The following is a 16,480-nucleotide window of genomic DNA, read 5'->3' as shown; positions in this document are numbered from 1 at the left end:
CGATGGACTGCCGAGACGCGTGATGTCAGTTGTCGCCGGGAATGGCCGTCGGCGCGGGCGGCGCCTTGACCGGAGGCGTGAAGAGGTTGCCGCCCGTGGGGTTGATCGACTTCTCGGTGGGCGTCACCGAAGGCGCGGTGGTGGTCGTGGTGGTCGACGTTTCGGGAGCCTTCTCCGAACCGCCGCCGCACGCAGCAGTCAGACCGACCATCGCGACTATGGCGGCACCTCCCGCGTAGGCCGCGACACGGCGAGCCAGACGATGTGACCTCATGATGCTGTTCCTTACTAATCCCCGAATTGCCAACGCATGGTCTTCGGCGAATCGCCATGCGATTCTGCACGGTTCCAGGGTGCTGGACGCGTGCACCAGCCCCATGCCGAAGCGGGTTCCGGTGACCGAACTCTAATGCATCGACTAAACGGCCGCACAGGCATTTCTCTGGTGGCGTACAGCCCCGCCTCGGTCCCCGTGACCCGCTTGACGGTGTCAGAGGGTAAGTGTTTACTCGTCATATCGAACATACTTTCGAATACGGGATCAGATGCGGGAGAGCCGGATGGTGCGAGAGGTGCTGATGTGACAGCGGTGATGCGTGTTGACCAACACTCGCTAAATCGCGCTGAACAGGTAGAACACCTACGGCGCAAGATGGCCGAAGTATCCGGGAGGGCATCGGGCACGGTGGGTTCGACGCATCGTGGATCCATGCCGTCACACGCCTCGCTTCCCGCCGCGGAAACTTTGCTGCCCATCCCGGAATCGCTTGCCGACCTCCTGCCCGAGTCGTTGCCCCGCGGCGCGGTCGCGGTGTTGTCGGGAGCCCGGTCGCTGCCATTGAGATTGGTGGCAGCGGTGACTGCGGCGGGTGGGCACGCGGCGATAGTTGGCCAACCCGACGTGGGTCTGCTTGCCGCCGTCGAGATGGGCGCCGACCTGAGCAGGCTTGCGGTGATCCCCGACCCCGGTGCCGATCCGGTCGAGGTGGCCGCGGTGTTGATGGACGGACTGGATCTGGTGGTGCTCGGCCTGGGCGGTCGATCGGTGGCGCCGAGCAGGGCGCGTGCGGTGACGGCAAGGGCCCGCCAGAAGGGTTGCACCCTCCTGGTCACCGACGGGGATTGGCACGGGGCATCGGCCCGGTTGGAGTCGAGGGTCTGCGGCTACGAGGTAACGGGTGCGGGTTCCGGTGCACCCACGCCGGGGTGCGGACGGATCAGTCGGGTGCGGTTGGCGACCAGGGCCTCTGGTCGGTCCGTCGGCCATGCTCGGGTAGTGGGCGGATGACATGCCCGGCCGGGTGCTGGCCATCTGGTGCATGGACTGGCCCGCGGTGGCGGCGGCTGCCGCGGCGGACCTGCCTGCGACCGACCCCGTAGTGGTCACCCTGGCCAATCGCGTCGTCGCGTGTTCGGGGTCGGCTCGCTCGGCCGGAGTGCGAAGGGGGTTGCGCCGCAGGGAGGCTCAGGCGCGCTGCCCTCGTGTGCACGTCGTCACCGCGGACCCCGGCCGCGATGCCCGACACTTCGAAGGCGTGACGGCGGCGGTGGACGAGGTCGTTCCGCGCGCGGAGGTTCTGCGGCCGGGCCTGCTGGTGTTGTCGGTGCGTGGGGCTGCCCGCTTCTTCGGATCGGAGCAGGCCGCCTCGGAGCGGCTCGTCGACGCGGTCGCCGCGGCAGGGGCGGAGTGCCAGGTCGGCATCGCCGATCAGTTGTCCACCGCAGTGTTCGCCGCCCGCGTCGGCTGCATCGTGGAGCCCGGCGGGGATGCGTCCTTCCTGGCCGGCCTGTCGATCCGGCAACTCGCCACCGAACCGAGCCTGGCGGCACCCGGCCGTGACGATTTGTCCGACCTGTTGTGGCGCATGGGAATTCGTAGTATCGGTCAGTTCGCTGCGCTATCGCGCACCGACGTGGCATCCCGCTTCGGTGCCGATGCGATCACCGCTCATCGGTTCGCTCGCGGGGAGCCCACTCGCGGGCCGTCGGGCCGGGATTCGCCCCCGGATCTCGATGCCGTCATGGACTGCGATCCGCCGGTGGATCGAGTGGACGCCGCTGCCTTCGCCGGGCGGTCGCTGGCCGGTGAACTGCATCGCAGCCTGGAGGCGGCGGGGGTCGGCTGCACCCGGTTGGCGATCCATGCGATCACTGCCAACGGTGAGGAGATGCAACGGGTCTGGCGGTGCGCCGAGCCGTTGACCGAGGATGCCACGGCCGACCGGGTGCGCTGGCAGCTCGACGGTTGGCTGAACCGACGCAACCCGGACGACCGGCCCACCGCCCCGATCACCACGTTGCGCCTGCATCCGGTGGAGGTGGTCTCGGCAGCGGCGTTGCAGCTGCCGCTGTGGGGTTCCTCCGGTGACGACGACCGGTTGCGCGCCCGTCGGGCTCTGGTGCGGGTTCAAGGACTGCTGGGGCCGGACTCGGTGCAGGTGCCGGTGCTCAGCGGTGGTCGTGGGCCTGCCGAACGCATCACCCTCACGCCGTTGGGAGACGAACCGGTGCCGCGCGCCGACCCTGGCCAGCCTTGGCCGGGGCAGCTCCCCGAGCCGGCGCCGACCGTGCTGCTCGACGATCCGGTCGAGCTGCTCGACGCCGAGGGCAACGCCGTGCGGGTGACGGGCCGGGGGTTGTTCTCCGCAGAGCCGGTCCGTCTCACCGGAGACGGCAGGTCGGGCAGGTTGAGGTGGTGGGCCGGGCCGTGGCCCGTCGACGAAAGGTGGTGGGATCCAGGGGCATCGGGCAAGGCCGGGGGAACGGCGCGAGTGCAGGTACTGCTCGAGGAGCAGGGTGGTCGAGGCGACGTCGGTGATCGGGCGATGCTGCTGTGCTACCGGCAGCGGCAGTGGTTTCTCGAGGGGGTCTACGAATAATCAGTTGTACACAATTGAATTGTGGTCTGTAGTTCTGGGCATGGCCACGATGAGCCTCGATCAACACCTCTGCTTCGCCCTGTACTCGGCGTCGCGAGCGATGACCGCGGCTTACCGACCGGTCTTGACCGAGATGAACCTCACCTATCCGCAGTACCTGGTGCTTCTGGTGCTGTGGGAAGAGGAGCACGTCACGGTCGGCCAACTCGGCGAGCGCCTCCAACTGGACTCCGGAACGCTCTCCCCGTTGCTGAAGAGGTTGGAGGCCAACGGGTTCGTCCGGCGCGAGCGATCGCTCGACGACGAACGCTTGGTCGACGTCAGCCTCACCGACGCCGGACGCAAATTGGAACGTCGCGCCCAGTGCATCCCGGAACAGCTCTTCTCGTCAACCGGCATGACCGAACGAGAGGCCGCCGACCTGCGTGACGCAGTCCGGCAACTCACCGATGCGCTCAACGCATCTCTAGGAAGGGAAACCCCATGAAGACCCTGTACACCGCCGAGGCGTTGACCACCGGCGACGGACGCGACGGGCATGCCCGCAGTGCCGACGGCCGGCTGGACCTTGCGCTGGCCATCCCGAAGGAGATGGGCGGCAGCGGCGATGGCACCAACCCCGAGCAGCTGTTCGCCATCGGTTACGCCGCATGCTTCCATTCGGCGCTGCGACTCGTGGGCCGCCAGGAGAAGGCGGACGTGTCGGATTCGGCCGTGGGATCTCGGGTTTCGATCGGGCAGCTGGACAACGGCGGCTTCGGCCTGGCGGTGGAACTGGAGATCACCCTGCCCAACGTCGACCGCGCCACCGCGCAGCAGCTCACCGAGAAGGCGCATCAGGTCTGCCCGTACTCCAATGCCACGAGGGGCAACATCGACGTCACCCTCGTGGTGACCGTCGACCGCGCTCAGCCGAGCGTTGCGGCGAAGGGGCCCACCCGCGCGATGAACCGGTCGAAGAACGCCTCTGTGTCGACCTCGAAGCCGATGTGCGCGTTGGGGTATCGGCCCCAGTGTCCACGCCAGTCGGCCACGGTCATGCCGCGGGTGAGGGTACCCGTCAGCTCGACGTCGATGGTCGCCTGCCGGTAGAGGACCAGTTCCGGGTCCAGCGCCACGGCGGCGGCGAGAGGATCGTGCAAGTGGGCGAGATAGCCTTCGCCCTGGTCGAAGTGGAACTCGAAGTAGAAGCGCATCGCGTCCTCGAGTACGCGAATCAGCGGGTTGGATGCCGCCGACCTCGAGCCGCGGTCATCGAGAACGCTCATCGGGGTGGTGGCGGAACCGGCGGCCGCCGCCAACCTGCTGAGGATCGCAGGTGTCATGACGACACGCTCAGTCAGGTTGAGCCCCAACATGATTGGTAGGTGTGTCGGTACGTCAAGTCCCCATGCCGCACTCCACACGCTGAACACCTCGGAGCCCGACTCGGGGTCGACGCTGATGTTCCACTCCGCGACGGGGGTGGTGTTGCCGCGGTAGTCGAACGCGCCGCCCATGATGACCAGCCGTCGCAACAGCCGGGGCAGGCTCGGCTCGATGCGCATGGCCAACGCCAGGTTGGTCAGCGGTCCGGTGACCAAGCCGACCAGTTCGCCGGGGTGTTCGCGCGCCGCCTGCACCCAGGCCGTGGCCGCGTCGTATTCGGTGAGTCGTCTGCCCCCGCCGGGCAGTCGCGCGTATCCGAGCCCCTCTGGACCGTGGGTGTCCTCGGCGGTGCGCAACGGCGCCGTCAACGGCCGTTCGGCGCCCCTGGACACCGGGATGTCGGTCACCCCGCAGAGTGCGAGCAGCCCCAGGTTGTTGACGCAGACCTGATCGACGGGGACGTTGCCCGCGGTGGAGGCGATGCCCACGATCTCGGCATCCGCACTGGCCAACAGGTAGGCGAGTGCCATCGCATCGTCCACACCGGTGTCGACGTCGGCGAAGACGGGAAGCCGCGTCGTCGGGCTCTCGCCTCTGCGCTCAAGCCCTGTCACGTCGCCAACGATAGGACCGGCCCGCTACCAGTGCACACCGGGCACCAGGCGGACCGCCCGCTTGAGCGGTCCCGGTGCACGAAGCTTCGCGACGGCGGCACGGGCTGGTCGCTTGGGCCGCCTGGTCGGATCGCGATCGGACGGTGCAGAGGAGTGCGGAGCCGTGACACCCCTGGCCGCCGCCGAATCCGGGTAGCCGAGGTAGAGCTGATGAAGTATTCGCCGAGACAGTCTCGGGGTGAAGTAGTGGCCGACGTCGGCCAACGTGCCGACGGGGGTGTCGATCCGCGCGGGCTTGTCCACCAGGCCGCGCACCACCATCGCCGCCGCGTGATCGGCGGTGATTGCAGGCATCGGGTTGAGCCTGCGCGAAGGGGCGATCATCGGCGTCTGCACCAACGGCATGTGGATGCTGGTGAACGTGACGTGGTCCGAGAGCGTTTCGGTGCCAACCACTTCGGCGAACGCGTCGAGGGCCGCCTTGCTGGGGATGTAGGCGCTGTACTTCGGGCTGCTGGCCTGCACGCCCGCGCTCGAGACGTTGACCACGTGTCCGAATCGGCGCTCGCGCCAGTGCGGTAGCAATGCGAGCACCATCCGGACCGAGCCGAAGTAGTTGACGGCCATGACGCGTTCGTAGTCGTGCAGTCGGTCGGTGGAGGCCGACACCGACCGGCGGATCGAACGGCCCGCGTTGTTCACCAGATAGTCGACGTGACCGAACTGGCCGAGGATGTCCTTGACGGTGTGATCGACCGACGCCGAATCGGTGACGTCGCAGGTGAACGCGTAGGCGTCGCCACCGGATTCGCGAATCTCGGTGACGAGGTCGTCGAGTGCCTCGGCGTTGCGCGCCAGCGCGAACACCGTCGCACCGCGTTCGGCCACGGCGATCGCCGATGCACGTCCGATGCCACTGGATGCGCCGGTGATGATGACGTGGCGACCCACCAACGGCCCCGCGGCGTCATCACGGCGCGCCCGGTCGGGGTCGAGGTGCTCGGCCCAGTACCTCCACAGCCGAGGGGCATAGGCGGAGAACTCGGGGACCCGTATCCCGCTGCCGTGCAACGCCTCCATCGCGTTGTGGGAGGTGAACGTCGGGGCGAGGTCCACGACGTCGAGAATCTCCGCCGGGATGCCGAGTTGAGTGGCCGCCATGTTGCGCAGGATCTTGGCCCGTCCCGAGGCCTTGAGGAACGGCGTCGCCAACGACCCGGGCAGCGAGCCGCGGAGTTCGGGCAGGCCGGCCTCCTTGGCCACGCCACGGTAGATGTGCTTGAGACCAATCGATTTCGGCGCTGTCAGATGGAACGTCTGCCCGTCGCGATCGGGGACGTGCATGATTGCGACCACGGCTTCGACAACGAAGTCCACCGGGACGATGTTGGTGCGGCCGGTGTCGGGCAGCATCATCGGCGTGAAACTCGGCAGGGCGGCCAGCTTCGCCAGGAGCCCGAAGAAGTAGTACGGACCGTCTATCTTGTCCATCTCGCCGGTGCGGGAGTCCCCGACGACGACGGCGGGCCGGTAGATGCGGTGGCGCAGCCCCGGCGCGGCGCGCACCAGCATCTCGGCTTCGAACTTGGTCTGGTGATACGGGGTCGGCAGGTCCTGGGCGACGTCGAAGTCCGCCTCGGTGTATTCACCGGGGAACGTGCCCGCCACCGCGATCGACGACACGTGGTGAAGTGTGGCGTCCACCCGCAGGGCGAGGTCGATGACCGCCTTGGTGCCGTCGACGTTGGCGGCGCGCTGAGCGTCGTCGTCCGCCGTGATGTCGTAGACCGCACCGCAGTGCACCACGTGGTCGACGGGGCCGAGCTCGGCGAGTGTCTCCTCGGAGAGCCCGAGGTCCGGCGCGGTGAGATCCCCGACCAGGGGTTTCGCCCGTTCGCCCCAGTGTTCGGCGAGACGTTCGAAGCGGGACAGCGACTCCCGTCGCACCAGGATCCAGACGTCGGAACCGTCGTCGCGGGAGAGGATTGAGGACACCACGCGGCGGCCAATGAACCCGGTACCGCCGGTAACGACATAGCGCATGCGAGTCATGGTCACCCCTGTCCCGGTAAAGGTCAACCAGGTGTGACCCGATCGGGGAGGGCGCGCCGTCGTCGCGCTATCGTCCGACTGACCGCCAACGCCTTCAAGGGAGAACGCATGCCGATCAACCCAGACGCCATCGGTGCCAAGACCGCGCCGCAACCGTTCGAATGGACTGAGCGCGACACCCTGTTGTATGCGCTCGGCGTCGGTGCCGGCACCAAGGATCTGGCCTTCACGACCGAGAACAGCCACGACATCGAGCAGCAGGTGCTGCCGACCTACGCCGTCATCGCCTGCCCGGCGTGGGGCGGGGCTGCCGAAGTGGGGTCGTTCAACTGGGCCATGCTGCTGCACGGTTCGCAGCAGATTCGGCTGCACGCGCCGTTGCCTCCGTCGGGCAAGCTCAACGTGACCTCCGAGGTCGTCGACATCCAGGACAAGGGCGAGGGCAAGAACGCCATCCTGGTGCTCAAGGGCACCGGCACCGATCCAGAGACCGGCCAGGTGATCGCAGAGTCCGTGTCGACCGCCGTGATCCGCGGTGAAGGCGGCTTCGGCGGTCAGCCGGGGGAGCGCCCCGTCGCTCCGGAGATCCCGGACCGCGAGCCGGATGCGAAGGTCGCTCTGCCGACCACCGAGGACCAACCCCTGATCTACCGCCTTTCCGGCGATCGCAACCCGTTGCACAGTGACCCGTGGTTTGCGCAGAACCTCGCGGGCTTCCCCAAGCCGATCCTTCACGGGCTCTGCACGTACGGGGTGGCCGGTCGCGTGTTGGTGGCCGAACTCGGTGGCAATGACGCCACCAAGATCACGGCGGTTGGCGCCCGGTTCACGTCGCCGGTGTTCCCGGGTGAGACGCTGACGACGTCGGTGTGGCGCACCGAGCCGGGACATGCGGTGTTCCGCACCGAGGCTGCGGGCGCCGACGGGTCGAACGCCCGGGTGGTGCTCGACGACGGCACCGCCGAATACGTGGACTAGACGCGGACGCCGTTCCAGTCGACGAGAGTCCAACCCGCACTAGGGCTTCCGTGGACGACGACGTAGCCGGTGTTGCTCAGCGGTTCGGCCTCCAGCAGGGTGGGATCGGCGTTGCCGGCGTTCATCAGCGTCCATGGGGCGATGGCACCGCCGTGCGAGAACGCGACGGGGCGGCGATCGCCCGTCGCATGGATCGCGGCGACGGCGCCGTCGAATCTGGCGTCGAACTCGTTGCCGTCGATCGACCCGGGAATGCGGGCATTGCGGTCCCCTCGTGCCCATTGCCTGAGCACGTCGTAGAACCCCGCGCCCGCGGATTCCGGCTGGCCCTCGTAGACGCCCGCCTCGATCTCCCGCAACCCGGGCAGGACGTCGACGGGATCGTGGAGTTCTTCGGCGAGGAACTCGGCCGTCTGCTGGGTGCGCACCATCGTCGAGGCGAAGACGCCGTCGAAACCGTCGTCGGCGAAGTCGGCGGCGACCTGATGGGCCTGGTTCCACCCGAGGTCGGTCAGCCCGGGGCCCGGCGTCGACGTGTCGATAGAGCCCGACGTGTTCCCCTCCGACTGGCCGTGGCGGATGAAGGTCAACGTGATGTCGTCATCGGGCGTCGCCCACGATCGCGGGGCCACGGGCACGGACACCGCGGCGACGAGTGTCGCTACCGCCAGGACGATGGTCGCGATCCGTCGTGTCATGGGTGCATCCTGCCACCGCCACCAATCGTTCAGTCCTTCCGTGATGATGGCCATCATGACCGACACAGCACACCGTTTCCGCCCTTCGATCACGCCAGCGCGATCGTCAAGGTGCAAGCGGCTGAAGATGCGTGGAACACCCGTGACGCGCAACGAGTGAGCCTGGCGTACACCGAGGATTCGGTGTGGCGCAACCGCGACCTGTTCATCACCGGGCGCGCCGAGATCGTCGAATTCCTGACCGTCAAGTGGAAGCGGGAGCTCGACTACGTCCTACGCAAGAGCCTCTGGAGCTTCGACGGCAACCGGATCGCGGTGCGGTTCCAGTACGAGTGGCACGACACCGCGGACCAATGGTGGCGCAGCTACGGAAACGAGCTGTGGGAGTTCGAGGAACGCGGCCTCATGCGTCGTCGGGAAGCCAGCATGAACGACGTCGCGGTTCGCGAAGCTGACCGTCGGTACTTCGGACCTCGGCCGGAATCCGAAAGGGGTCAAGACATTCCGGTGCGCTAACCGGCACCGTACATCCGGGCGATGTCGGGTGAGTCGAGCCAGTGGGAGTAGGTCGGCGCCTGCGGCCACCCCGCGGGGGAGTCCTGCCATTCCTCCTGCCGACCCCACGGCAAGAGGTCGATCAAGGCGAAGCTGTGGCTGAGTTGTTCAGTTCCGCGGCCATTGGTGTGCCAGGTGCGGTAGACGGTGTCGTCGTCGCGCAGGAAGACGTTGACCGCGAAGCCGGTTCCGGGTGCAGCACCCACGTCGGCGCCGAACGAACTCTCCGACGACGAGTACCAGTCCATCCGATTGCCGACCCGTTCCTTGTACGCCAGCGCCTCGTCGAGGCTCCCGTTGGTGACGATGACGAACCGGGCGTCGTAGCTGGCGAGGAACTCCAGTCGGGTGAACTGCGACGTGAAGCCCGTGCAGCCGCCGCACTGCCACTCCGCGCCGTCCGACCACATGTGGTTGTAGACGATGAGCTGGCTGCGGCCGTCGAAGACGTCGGCCAGCGGGAGGGGTCCGTCGGCGCCGATGAGCGTGTAGTCCGGCATCTGGACCATGGGCAGCCGCCTGCGCTGGGCGGCGATCGCGTCGAGCTCGCGGGTGGCGGCCTTCTCTCTGGCCCGCAGCTCGTCAAGCGCCGCCTGCCAGGTGGCTTGGTCGGCCACGGGGGGCAGGGCGGTCGAGTTCGTCTGAGTCATGATGATTCCTCCGGTCGTCGGGTCTCCTGGTGTGTTGACTCGATCCGCGCATCGAAGTCATCGGCCCGGGGTGCACCGAACCAGTGGAAGAGCGCTTCCCGCAGGGCCGGCATGTCGGGCTTGCCGATTCCTGCGGCCCAGGCGATCGTGCCAGCCCCGGGCGGCCTCGCGGATGTCGGCACGGTCGGCGAGGTCCCGTAGGACGGGCCGCGCGGTGTCGACGAGAACAAGATCGGGGGCGAAGGTGCCCGCCAGGTCGTGTGGCCGGGCGCCGGGCATCGGGTAACGGATGTCGGCGCCGGCGATGAATGTCCCGGTGCGCCAGGGCCCCTTTTCTTGCCCATCTCCGCCGCGACTTCTGCACGGGGGGTGCGATTCCTTCGCCGCCGCGACCTTCACGCAGAACTGGCGCCGGGCACCATGGCTTTCGAACACGCGTTCGATTACTCTTGTCGGGTGGGATGGAACGACGGACCGTCGAGCTGGACCGAGATGGAGCGCGTTCTCACCAGCAAGCCGCGCCGCGCCGGTTCGCGCCTTCCCGAGCCCACCGGTGACGGTGGCGACAGCCCGGCCTGGTCGCGCAAGCGCGGAAGCTACGAGCCACCGGATCGGAAGCGGGACGGCTCGGCTCACGACTCGACGCCGTACGCCGAACTGCATGCGCACTCGGCGTACAGCTTCCTCGATGGGGCGAGCACCCCGGAGGAGCTCGTCGAGGAGGCCGCCCGGCTGAATCTTCGGGCCATCGCGCTGACCGATCACGACGGCTTGTACGGGGTGGTCCGTTTCGCCGAGGCGGCCAGGGAGCTCGACGTGCAGACGGTGTTCGGCGCCGAGCTCTCGCTGGGAAACGTCGCCCGCACCGAGGTGCCCGATCCGCCGGGGCCGCACCTGCTGGTGCTGGCGCGCGGGCCCGAGGGCTACCGGCGGTTGTCACGCGAGCTCGCCAAGGCCCACCTGGCGGGCGGCGAGAAGGGCAAGCCCCTCTACGACTTCGACGCGCTGACCGAGGCCGCCGGTGGGCACTGGCACGTCCTCACCGGATGTCGCAAAGGCCATGTGCGCCAAGCTCTGTCGACAGGTGGGCCCGCAGCGGCCGAATCGGCGCTCGCCGACCTGGTCGACCGTTTCGGCGCCGACCGGGTGAGCATCGAGCTCACCCGCCACGGGCATCCTCTCGACGACGAGCGCAACGCCGAGCTCGTGGCGTTGGCACCGCGGTTCGGCTTGGGCGTCGTCGCCACCACCGCGGCACACTTCGCCGAACCGGCCCGCGGCAGGTTGGCCATGGCGATGGGTGCCATCCGGGCGCGCAACTCGATGGACGAGGCCAGCGGATGGCTTGCGCCGCTAGGTGGTTCGCATCTTCGGTCGGGGGATGAGATGGCGCACCTGTTCGCCAGTCATCCCGGGGCGGTGGCGGCCGCTGCCGAGCTCGGTGAACAGTGTGCGTTCGGGCTGGCGCTCATCGCCCCGAAGCTACCGCCGTTCGACGTGCCGGATGGGCAGACCGAGGACAGCTGGCTGCGGCACCTCGTGATGACCGGAGCCCGCAACAGGTACGGACCGCCGGAACGCGCGCCGCTGGCCTACGCGCAGATCGAGCACGAACTGAGGATCATCGCCCAGCTCAACTTTCCGGGTTACTTCCTGGTGGTGCACGACATCACCCGGTTCTGCAAGGAGAACGACATCCTTTGCCAGGGCAGGGGATCGGCGGCCAACTCAGCGGTCTGTTACGCGCTGGGCGTCACCAACGTCGACCCGGTCGCCAATGAGCTGTTGTTCGAGCGGTTCCTGTCCCCGGCACGGGACGGCCCGCCGGACATCGACATCGACATCGAATCGGACCTGCGCGAGAAGGCGATTCAGTACGTCTACGAGCGCTATGGCCGCGACTACGCCGCCCAGGTCGCCAACGTCATCACCTATCGCGGTCGCAGCGCAGTACGCGACATGGCCAGGGCGCTGGGCTTCTCGCAGGGGCAGCAGGACGCTTGGAGCAAGCAGATCAGCCGGTGGAACGGGCTTGCCGACTCGCCCGACGTCGAGGACGTTCCCGAGCAGGTGGTCGACCTGGCACTGCAGATCAAGAACCTGCCGCGGCACATGGGCATCCACTCCGGCGGTATGGTGATCTGTGACCGGCCGATCGCCGACGTGTGCCCGGTGGAGTGGGCGCGCATGGAGAACCGCAGCGTGCTGCAGTGGGATAAAGATGATTGCGCCGCAATCGGTTTGGTGAAGTTCGACCTGCTCGGTCTCGGCATGCTCTCGGCGCTGCACTACGCCATCGACCTGACCGCCGAGCACAAGGGCATCGAGGTCGATCTGTCCAAGCTCGACCTGTCCGAACCCGCCGTGTACGAGATGCTGCAGCGCGCCGACTCCGTCGGGGTGTTCCAGGTGGAGTCCCGCGCGCAGATGGCCACGCTGCCCCGGTTGAAGCCGCGGGTGTTCTACGACCTCGTGGTCGAGGTTGCGTTGATCCGCCCCGGGCCCATTCAGGGCGGGTCGGTGCATCCGTACATCCGCCGCCGCAATGGCGAGGAGGCGGTGACCTACGACCATCCGTCGATGGAGCAGGCGCTGCGGAAGACGTTGGGCATCCCGCTGTTTCAGGAACAACTGATGCAGTTGGCCGTCGACTGCGCGGGCTTCTCCGCGGCTGAGGCCGATCAGCTGCGGCGGGCGATGGGGTCCAAGCGCTCGACGGAGAAGATGCAACGGCTTCGCGGTCGCTTCTACGACGGCATGCGGGAGCGGCACGGGGTGACCGGTGAGGTCGCCGACCGGATCTACGAGAAGTTGGAGGCGTTCGCCAACTTCGGTTTCCCGGAAAGTCATTCGCTGTCGTTCGCTTCGCTGGTGTTCTATTCGTCGTGGTTCAAGCTGCACCACCCCGCAGTGTTCTGCGCCGCGCTCCTACGGGCGCAGCCGATGGGTTTCTACTCGCCGCAGTCGCTGGTCGCCGACGCCCGCAGGCACGGGGTGCTGGTGCACGGTCCCGACGTGAACGCCAGTCTGTCGCACGCGACGTTGGAGAACCGTGGCCTTGAGGTGCGGTTGGGGCTTGGCGCCGTGAGGAACATCGGTGACGAGTTGGCCGAGCGAATCGTCGAGGAGCGAAAGGCCGACGGCGCGTTCACGTCTCTCGTCGATCTTGCGGGCAGGGTGCAGCTCTCGGTGCCGCAGACCGAGGCGCTGGCCACCGCGGGGGCGCTCGGCTGCTTCGGGGTCACCCGTCGGGAGGGGTTGTGGGCGGCGGGAGCAGCGGCCTCCGAGCGCCCGGACCGGTTGCCCGGCGTCGGCTCCTCGTCGCACGTCCCGTCGCTACCCGGCATGACCGAACTCGAACTGGCCGCCGCCGACGTCTGGGCCACCGGCGTGTCACCCGACAGTCATCCCGTCCAGTTCCTGCGTGACCATCTGGACGAGGTGGGCGTCATCCCCGCCAATCGGCTTTTGTCGGTGCCGGACGGCACGCGGGTGCTCGTCGCGGGCGCGGTGACCCACCGGCAGCGGCCCGCGACGGCTCAGGGCGTGACGTTCCTGAACCTCGAGGACGAGACGGGCATGGTCAACGTGATGTGCTCGAGGGGAGTGTGGGCGCGGCACCGCAGGCTGGCTCAGACGGCGTCGGCGCTGATGATTCGTGGCATCGTGCAGAACGCGACGGGCGCGGTCACCGTGGCGGCCGACCGGATGAGCCCCATCGACCTGCGGGTGCGGTCGAAGTCGCGCGACTTCCAGTAAGCAGCGGAGTCGCGCGCTTCCCCCGATCGGTGGACACGGGATTCCTCCGGTCCATCCACCGGTCACCGGACATACAACGCCGTCAGTGCGACACATAGTTGTCTCATCGCCGGAACGCACGCGTTAGGTGTTTGTCCATCCTTCGGATTGGCTCATGCGGCGGCCGAGCTCGGCCCGCGAGTGGATGCCGAGTTTGTGGTAGATGCGGACGAGGTTTGCTTCGACCGTCTTTGGGCTGATGAACAGCGTTTCGGCAACTCTGCGGTTGGTCAGGCCGGTCGAGGCGAGTTCGGTCACACGCTCTTCCCCCGGGGTGAGCACGGCGGTTCGGTGCGCTTCGCTGTTGTTGGCGGACAGTTCGCGGTGGGCGCGCTCGGCCCACAGTGGGGTGTTGAGGTCGGCGAACGTCGCACACGCCTCACGCAGCGTCGCCGCGGCCGTCTGCTGGTGACCGTGGCGGCGTTGGAGTTGGCCAAGCAGGAGCTGCGTGCGGGCCAGCTCGAAGGGCATCGGCAGGCGGCGGTGCTCGTTCATTGCCTGCTCGACGGCGGTGCTCGCGGCGTGGTGATCACCGCGGGCGGCGAGCAGCATGGCACGGCAGCGGGCGCCGACGGCCAGCATCCACGGACGGTCGAGGCGACGACCGTTGCGTTCGAGTCGCGCGATGAGCGGCTCGGCGTCGGCGAAGTGCTTGAGGTGGATCATGGCTTCCACGACGTCGGGCACGAACGAGGCGGCGATGATCTCGGTACCGTCTGGTGCGGCATCGAGCCTGCCAACCTGCGTGTGCAGTGTCTTGAGCGCCGACCGATGGTCACCCAGGGACAGCTCGAGGAACCCCAGCGCCGTGATCGGCCCTTCGGTGAGTGTGTGCGCGCTGCACCGCCGACCGGCCGCGACCGCGGCACCCGCATCGAGTCGGGTCTGCTCGACCGGGCCGGCGTACGCGCCCAGCGTGGCGCGAAGCGTCAAGGCGATGAATAGTGGCATATCGCCGCCCAGCTGCACGGCGCGCTCCATGGTGTCCTCTCCGATCAGGGTGGCGGCGGCAAAATCCCCCCGTCAGATCTCGATGAGGACGTGGTGGAACGAGACGAAGGTGAGTTCGTGTTCCTCGCCGCGTTCAATGCAGCTTCGTCGGATCGACCGGATCGCGGTGTGATCGAGCTGCCCAGTCCAGGCCGACGTCAGGGCCTCCGCATGGTCGGCCGGAATGCCAATGGGATCTCGGTATCGTGGCCCTCCAACTCGACAGCACGCCGGATGCCGGGTTCGTCAAGCCCGTCGCCCGCCATGAAGCGGACCATGACGCGCATCCCCAGCGCTTGGCTCAGCAGTCGCGGCTGCGCCAAGCGTGACGCGTCCGCGACGGCTTCCCCTATGCGGGTGAGGGCGGCGGCGACCTGTCCGGCGTTCAAGAGGGCGAACGTCAGCGTGATCATCGTCTGCACCCGAAGCGCCAGACAGTCGTCGATTTCGCCGAGGGCCCGTTCGAACAGGTCGCCTGCCTCGGCGAAGCTGTCATCGAAGATCCGGACGAACGCGAGTAGGCGCAACGCCGTCGCGCGCAAGGTGCCGCGGGCCAGCTCGGCGATGACCTGCTCGAGCAATTCTCGGGCCCGCCCGGGGTCGCCGGCGCCGAAATGGTGCTGAGCGGCGGTGATCCGGCGCTCGGGAGTGTCACCGCCGAGCTCGATCGCGAGGTCCAGCAGCTCAGCGGCGGCAGCTGGGGCGCCTCGCTGGCGGGCTGATTCGGCGGCCGCATCCAGGGACTGCAGCGTCTCGGGGTCGGCGCTGACGGCCGCCAGCGCCAGATGCCGAGCTCGCAGCTCGGGTTCGGCGACGACGCCAGCCAGGCCACGGTGCGCTCGCCTGCGCTGTCCAGGGGGGCTTCGGTATAGACGCCGCGAGCCAGCAGCGGATGGGCGAAGCGCAGCTGGTGCCCCTCGATGACCACGATGCCCTCGGTTTCGGCCTGCTCCAGCAACCCCGCGACCAGATCGGCGTCCGTTCCGATGGCGGCTGAGACCAGCTCTACGGTCGGTGCGGGCAGGCAGGCAGCGGTGAGCAAGGCATCTTTGACCGCCGGGTCGAGGTTGCCGATCCGGGTGCGGACTACTTCGGCCAGCGTGTTCGGCAAGGCTACGTCTGTGTGTGACGTTCCCGGGACGATCGCCCGAGCCAATTCCAACGCGTAGAACGGGTTTCCCCCCGAGATCTCGTGTATCCGTAGCATCACTGGCCGGGAGAAGGACCGGCCCAGCCGCTGCACCACGACCGCATGCAAGCCGCCCAAGCTCAGTGGTCCCATCGTGAGACGACGGACCGCGGCGGGGCTCGCCAACTGCAGCCACGACACCGCCGACGATGCGCGCCGATCGGTGCGCATCGTACCCAGTATCTTCACCGGGGCCGACAGTCGGCGTGCGGCGAAAGCCAGGGCCATCTTGCTCGACGCATCCAGCCATTGCAGATCGTCGATCGCGATGAGCACCGGCGTGTCTTCGGCCAACCGTTCCAGGACTGACAGATAGGCCGCCGCGACGGCACGGGGGTTGGTCGCTTCTCGGTCGGCATCCGCCCGCAGCAGAACCCGGTCCAGGGCTAAACGCTGAGGAGTCGGAAGGTCTGTCCCCGCAGCCTGGCCCACTCCGGCGAGTAGGTCAGCCAACGCGGCGTAGGCAAGAACCGATTCCGAGGCGGCTGGGCGTGCGGACATCACGTGAAATCCTCGACGACGAGCCTCTTGCACCGCCGCCAGCCACAGGTTGGTCTTCCCGATACCCGGTTCGCCGTCCACCAGCAACGCCGACGGGTCGATGGCCGCCGAGGCGAGGAAATCCGTCACGGCACCAGATGCCGCCGATGTGTCCTCGACGTCCGTCATGAGCAAACGATGTCAGCCTTCTGCAAGGCTGTCCACAACA

Annotated in this window: 14 protein-coding genes and 1 pseudogene; 7 read left to right on the top strand and 8 right to left on the bottom strand. The window is 67.9% G+C overall.

From position 1 onward, the window contains the following. Positions 1-25: 25 nt before the first annotated feature. Positions 26-274 (bottom strand): hypothetical protein, encoded by a 249-nt coding sequence (locus VET27_RS02860; protein ID WP_526514941.1) that lies wholly within the window; start codon positions 272-274, stop codon positions 26-28. A gap of 306 nt (positions 275-580) precedes the next feature. Between VET27_RS02860 and imuA' the strand changes: the two genes are divergently transcribed. The 4 genes and pseudogenes from imuA' to VET27_RS02840 form a co-directional block, all read left to right on the top strand. Continuing rightward, on the top strand, positions 581-1,288 hold the full coding sequence (gene imuA' / locus VET27_RS02855; RefSeq protein WP_526514939.1) for a DnaE2-dependent mutagenesis accessory factor ImuA': 708 nt from the start codon (positions 581-583) through the stop codon (positions 1,286-1,288). Between the two features lies 1 nt (position 1,289). Continuing rightward, positions 1,290-2,879: a DNA polymerase Y family protein gene (locus VET27_RS02850; RefSeq protein ID WP_526514937.1), complete on the top strand. Its 1,590-nt coding sequence runs from the start codon at positions 1,290-1,292 to the stop codon at positions 2,877-2,879. A gap of 40 nt (positions 2,880-2,919) precedes the next feature. After that, positions 2,920-3,366 carry a MarR family winged helix-turn-helix transcriptional regulator gene (locus VET27_RS02845; protein ID WP_526514935.1) on the top strand — a complete coding sequence of 149 codons (447 nt, stop codon included), beginning with the start codon at positions 2,920-2,922 and terminating at the stop codon, positions 3,364-3,366. Next, positions 3,363-3,782, top strand: a pseudogene (locus tag VET27_RS02840) (organic hydroperoxide resistance protein); the annotation flags it as partial. The gene VET27_RS02845 and the pseudogene VET27_RS02840, both read left to right, overlap by 4 nt. 5 nt (positions 3,783-3,787) lie before the next feature. On the opposite strand, the gene VET27_RS02835 reads toward VET27_RS02840, so the two are convergent. Both VET27_RS02835 and VET27_RS02830 read right to left on the bottom strand, forming a co-directional pair. Continuing rightward, complete coding sequence (locus VET27_RS02835; protein ID WP_526515139.1) at positions 3,788-4,777, bottom strand: nucleoside hydrolase; 990 nt, start codon at positions 4,775-4,777, stop codon at positions 3,788-3,790. 108 nt (positions 4,778-4,885) lie between these two features. Beyond that, entirely contained in the window at positions 4,886-6,904 is a 2,019-nt protein-coding gene (locus tag VET27_RS02830; protein WP_526514933.1) for an SDR family oxidoreductase, read from the bottom strand. Between the two features lie 117 nt (positions 6,905-7,021). On the opposite strand from VET27_RS02830, the gene VET27_RS02825 reads away from it, so the two are divergent. After that, positions 7,022-7,891 (top strand): MaoC family dehydratase, encoded by an 870-nt coding sequence (locus VET27_RS02825; protein ID WP_526514931.1) that lies wholly within the window; start codon positions 7,022-7,024, stop codon positions 7,889-7,891. Here the strand turns inward: VET27_RS02825 and VET27_RS02820 are convergent. After that, complete coding sequence (locus VET27_RS02820) at positions 7,888-8,589, bottom strand: histidine phosphatase family protein (protein ID WP_526514929.1); 702 nt, start codon at positions 8,587-8,589, stop codon at positions 7,888-7,890. The two genes, VET27_RS02825 and VET27_RS02820, sit on opposite strands and share 4 nt — an antisense overlap. Before the next feature lie 24 nt (positions 8,590-8,613). Here VET27_RS02820 and VET27_RS02815 point away from each other — a divergent pair, with 24 nt between their 5' ends. Continuing rightward, positions 8,614-9,105, top strand: a complete 492-nt coding sequence (locus VET27_RS02815; RefSeq protein ID WP_526515137.1) for a DUF1348 family protein — start codon at positions 8,614-8,616, stop codon at positions 9,103-9,105. Here VET27_RS02815 and VET27_RS02810 read toward each other — a convergent pair. Next, positions 9,102-9,794, bottom strand: a complete 693-nt coding sequence (locus tag VET27_RS02810) for a DUF899 domain-containing protein (protein WP_526514927.1) — start codon at positions 9,792-9,794, stop codon at positions 9,102-9,104. The genes VET27_RS02815 and VET27_RS02810 overlap by 4 nt on opposite strands. 456 nt (positions 9,795-10,250) lie before the next feature. On the opposite strand from VET27_RS02810, the gene VET27_RS02805 reads away from it, so the two are divergent. Beyond that, positions 10,251-13,553, top strand: a complete 3,303-nt coding sequence (locus VET27_RS02805; protein WP_526514925.1) for a DNA polymerase III subunit alpha — start codon at positions 10,251-10,253, stop codon at positions 13,551-13,553. 123 nt (positions 13,554-13,676) lie between these two features. On the opposite strand, the gene VET27_RS02800 is transcribed toward VET27_RS02805, so the two are convergent. The 3 genes from VET27_RS02800 to VET27_RS02790 form a co-directional block, all read right to left on the bottom strand. Further along, the gene (locus VET27_RS02800; RefSeq protein WP_526514923.1) at positions 13,677-14,573 is read right to left on the bottom strand and encodes a helix-turn-helix transcriptional regulator; all 897 of its coding nucleotides are present in this window, start codon (positions 14,571-14,573) and stop codon (positions 13,677-13,679) included. A 167-nt stretch (positions 14,574-14,740) separates the two neighbouring features. Further along, complete coding sequence (locus tag VET27_RS02795; RefSeq protein WP_526514921.1) at positions 14,741-14,995, bottom strand: hypothetical protein; 255 nt, start codon at positions 14,993-14,995, stop codon at positions 14,741-14,743. Next, positions 14,992-16,440, bottom strand: coding sequence for an AAA family ATPase (locus tag VET27_RS02790; protein ID WP_526514919.1), 1,449 nt, complete (start codon positions 16,438-16,440; stop codon positions 14,992-14,994). Before VET27_RS02790 ends, VET27_RS02795 begins: the two co-directional genes overlap by 4 nt. Positions 16,441-16,480: the final 40 nt, after the last annotated feature.

It is taken from the genome of Mycobacterium sp. (assembly GCF_035633495.1).
Taxonomy (GTDB): Bacteria; Actinomycetota; Actinomycetes; order Mycobacteriales; family Mycobacteriaceae; genus Mycobacterium.
This window is presented reverse-complemented; position numbering and strand designations above follow the sequence as displayed.

Excerpts from the sequence above, each read along its gene's own strand:
- VET27_RS02810 (WP_526514927.1), bottom strand. The coding sequence starts at position 9,794 with ATGACTCAGACGAACTCGACCGCCCTGCCCCCCGTGGCCGACCAAGCC.
- VET27_RS02795 (WP_526514921.1), bottom strand. The coding sequence starts at position 14,995 with ATGATCACGCTGACGTTCGCCCTCTTGAACGCCGGACAGGTCGCCGCC.
- VET27_RS02825 (WP_526514931.1), top strand. The coding sequence starts at position 7,022 with ATGCCGATCAACCCAGACGCCATCGGTGCCAAGACCGCGCCGCAACCG.
- VET27_RS02850 (WP_526514937.1), top strand. The coding sequence starts at position 1,290 with ATGCCCGGCCGGGTGCTGGCCATCTGGTGCATGGACTGGCCCGCGGTG.
- VET27_RS02830 (WP_526514933.1), bottom strand. The coding sequence starts at position 6,904 with ATGCGCTATGTCGTTACCGGCGGTACCGGGTTCATTGGCCGCCGCGTG.
- VET27_RS02860 (WP_526514941.1), bottom strand. The coding sequence starts at position 274 with ATGAGGTCACATCGTCTGGCTCGCCGTGTCGCGGCCTACGCGGGAGGT.
- VET27_RS02845 (WP_526514935.1), top strand. The coding sequence starts at position 2,920 with ATGGCCACGATGAGCCTCGATCAACACCTCTGCTTCGCCCTGTACTCG.
- VET27_RS02835 (WP_526515139.1), bottom strand. The coding sequence starts at position 4,777 with ATGGCACTCGCCTACCTGTTGGCCAGTGCGGATGCCGAGATCGTGGGC.
- VET27_RS02800 (WP_526514923.1), bottom strand. The coding sequence starts at position 14,573 with ATGGAGCGCGCCGTGCAGCTGGGCGGCGATATGCCACTATTCATCGCC.
- VET27_RS02820 (WP_526514929.1), bottom strand. The coding sequence starts at position 8,589 with ATGACACGACGGATCGCGACCATCGTCCTGGCGGTAGCGACACTCGTC.
- VET27_RS02790 (WP_526514919.1), bottom strand. The coding sequence starts at position 16,440 with ATGACGGACGTCGAGGACACATCGGCGGCATCTGGTGCCGTGACGGAT.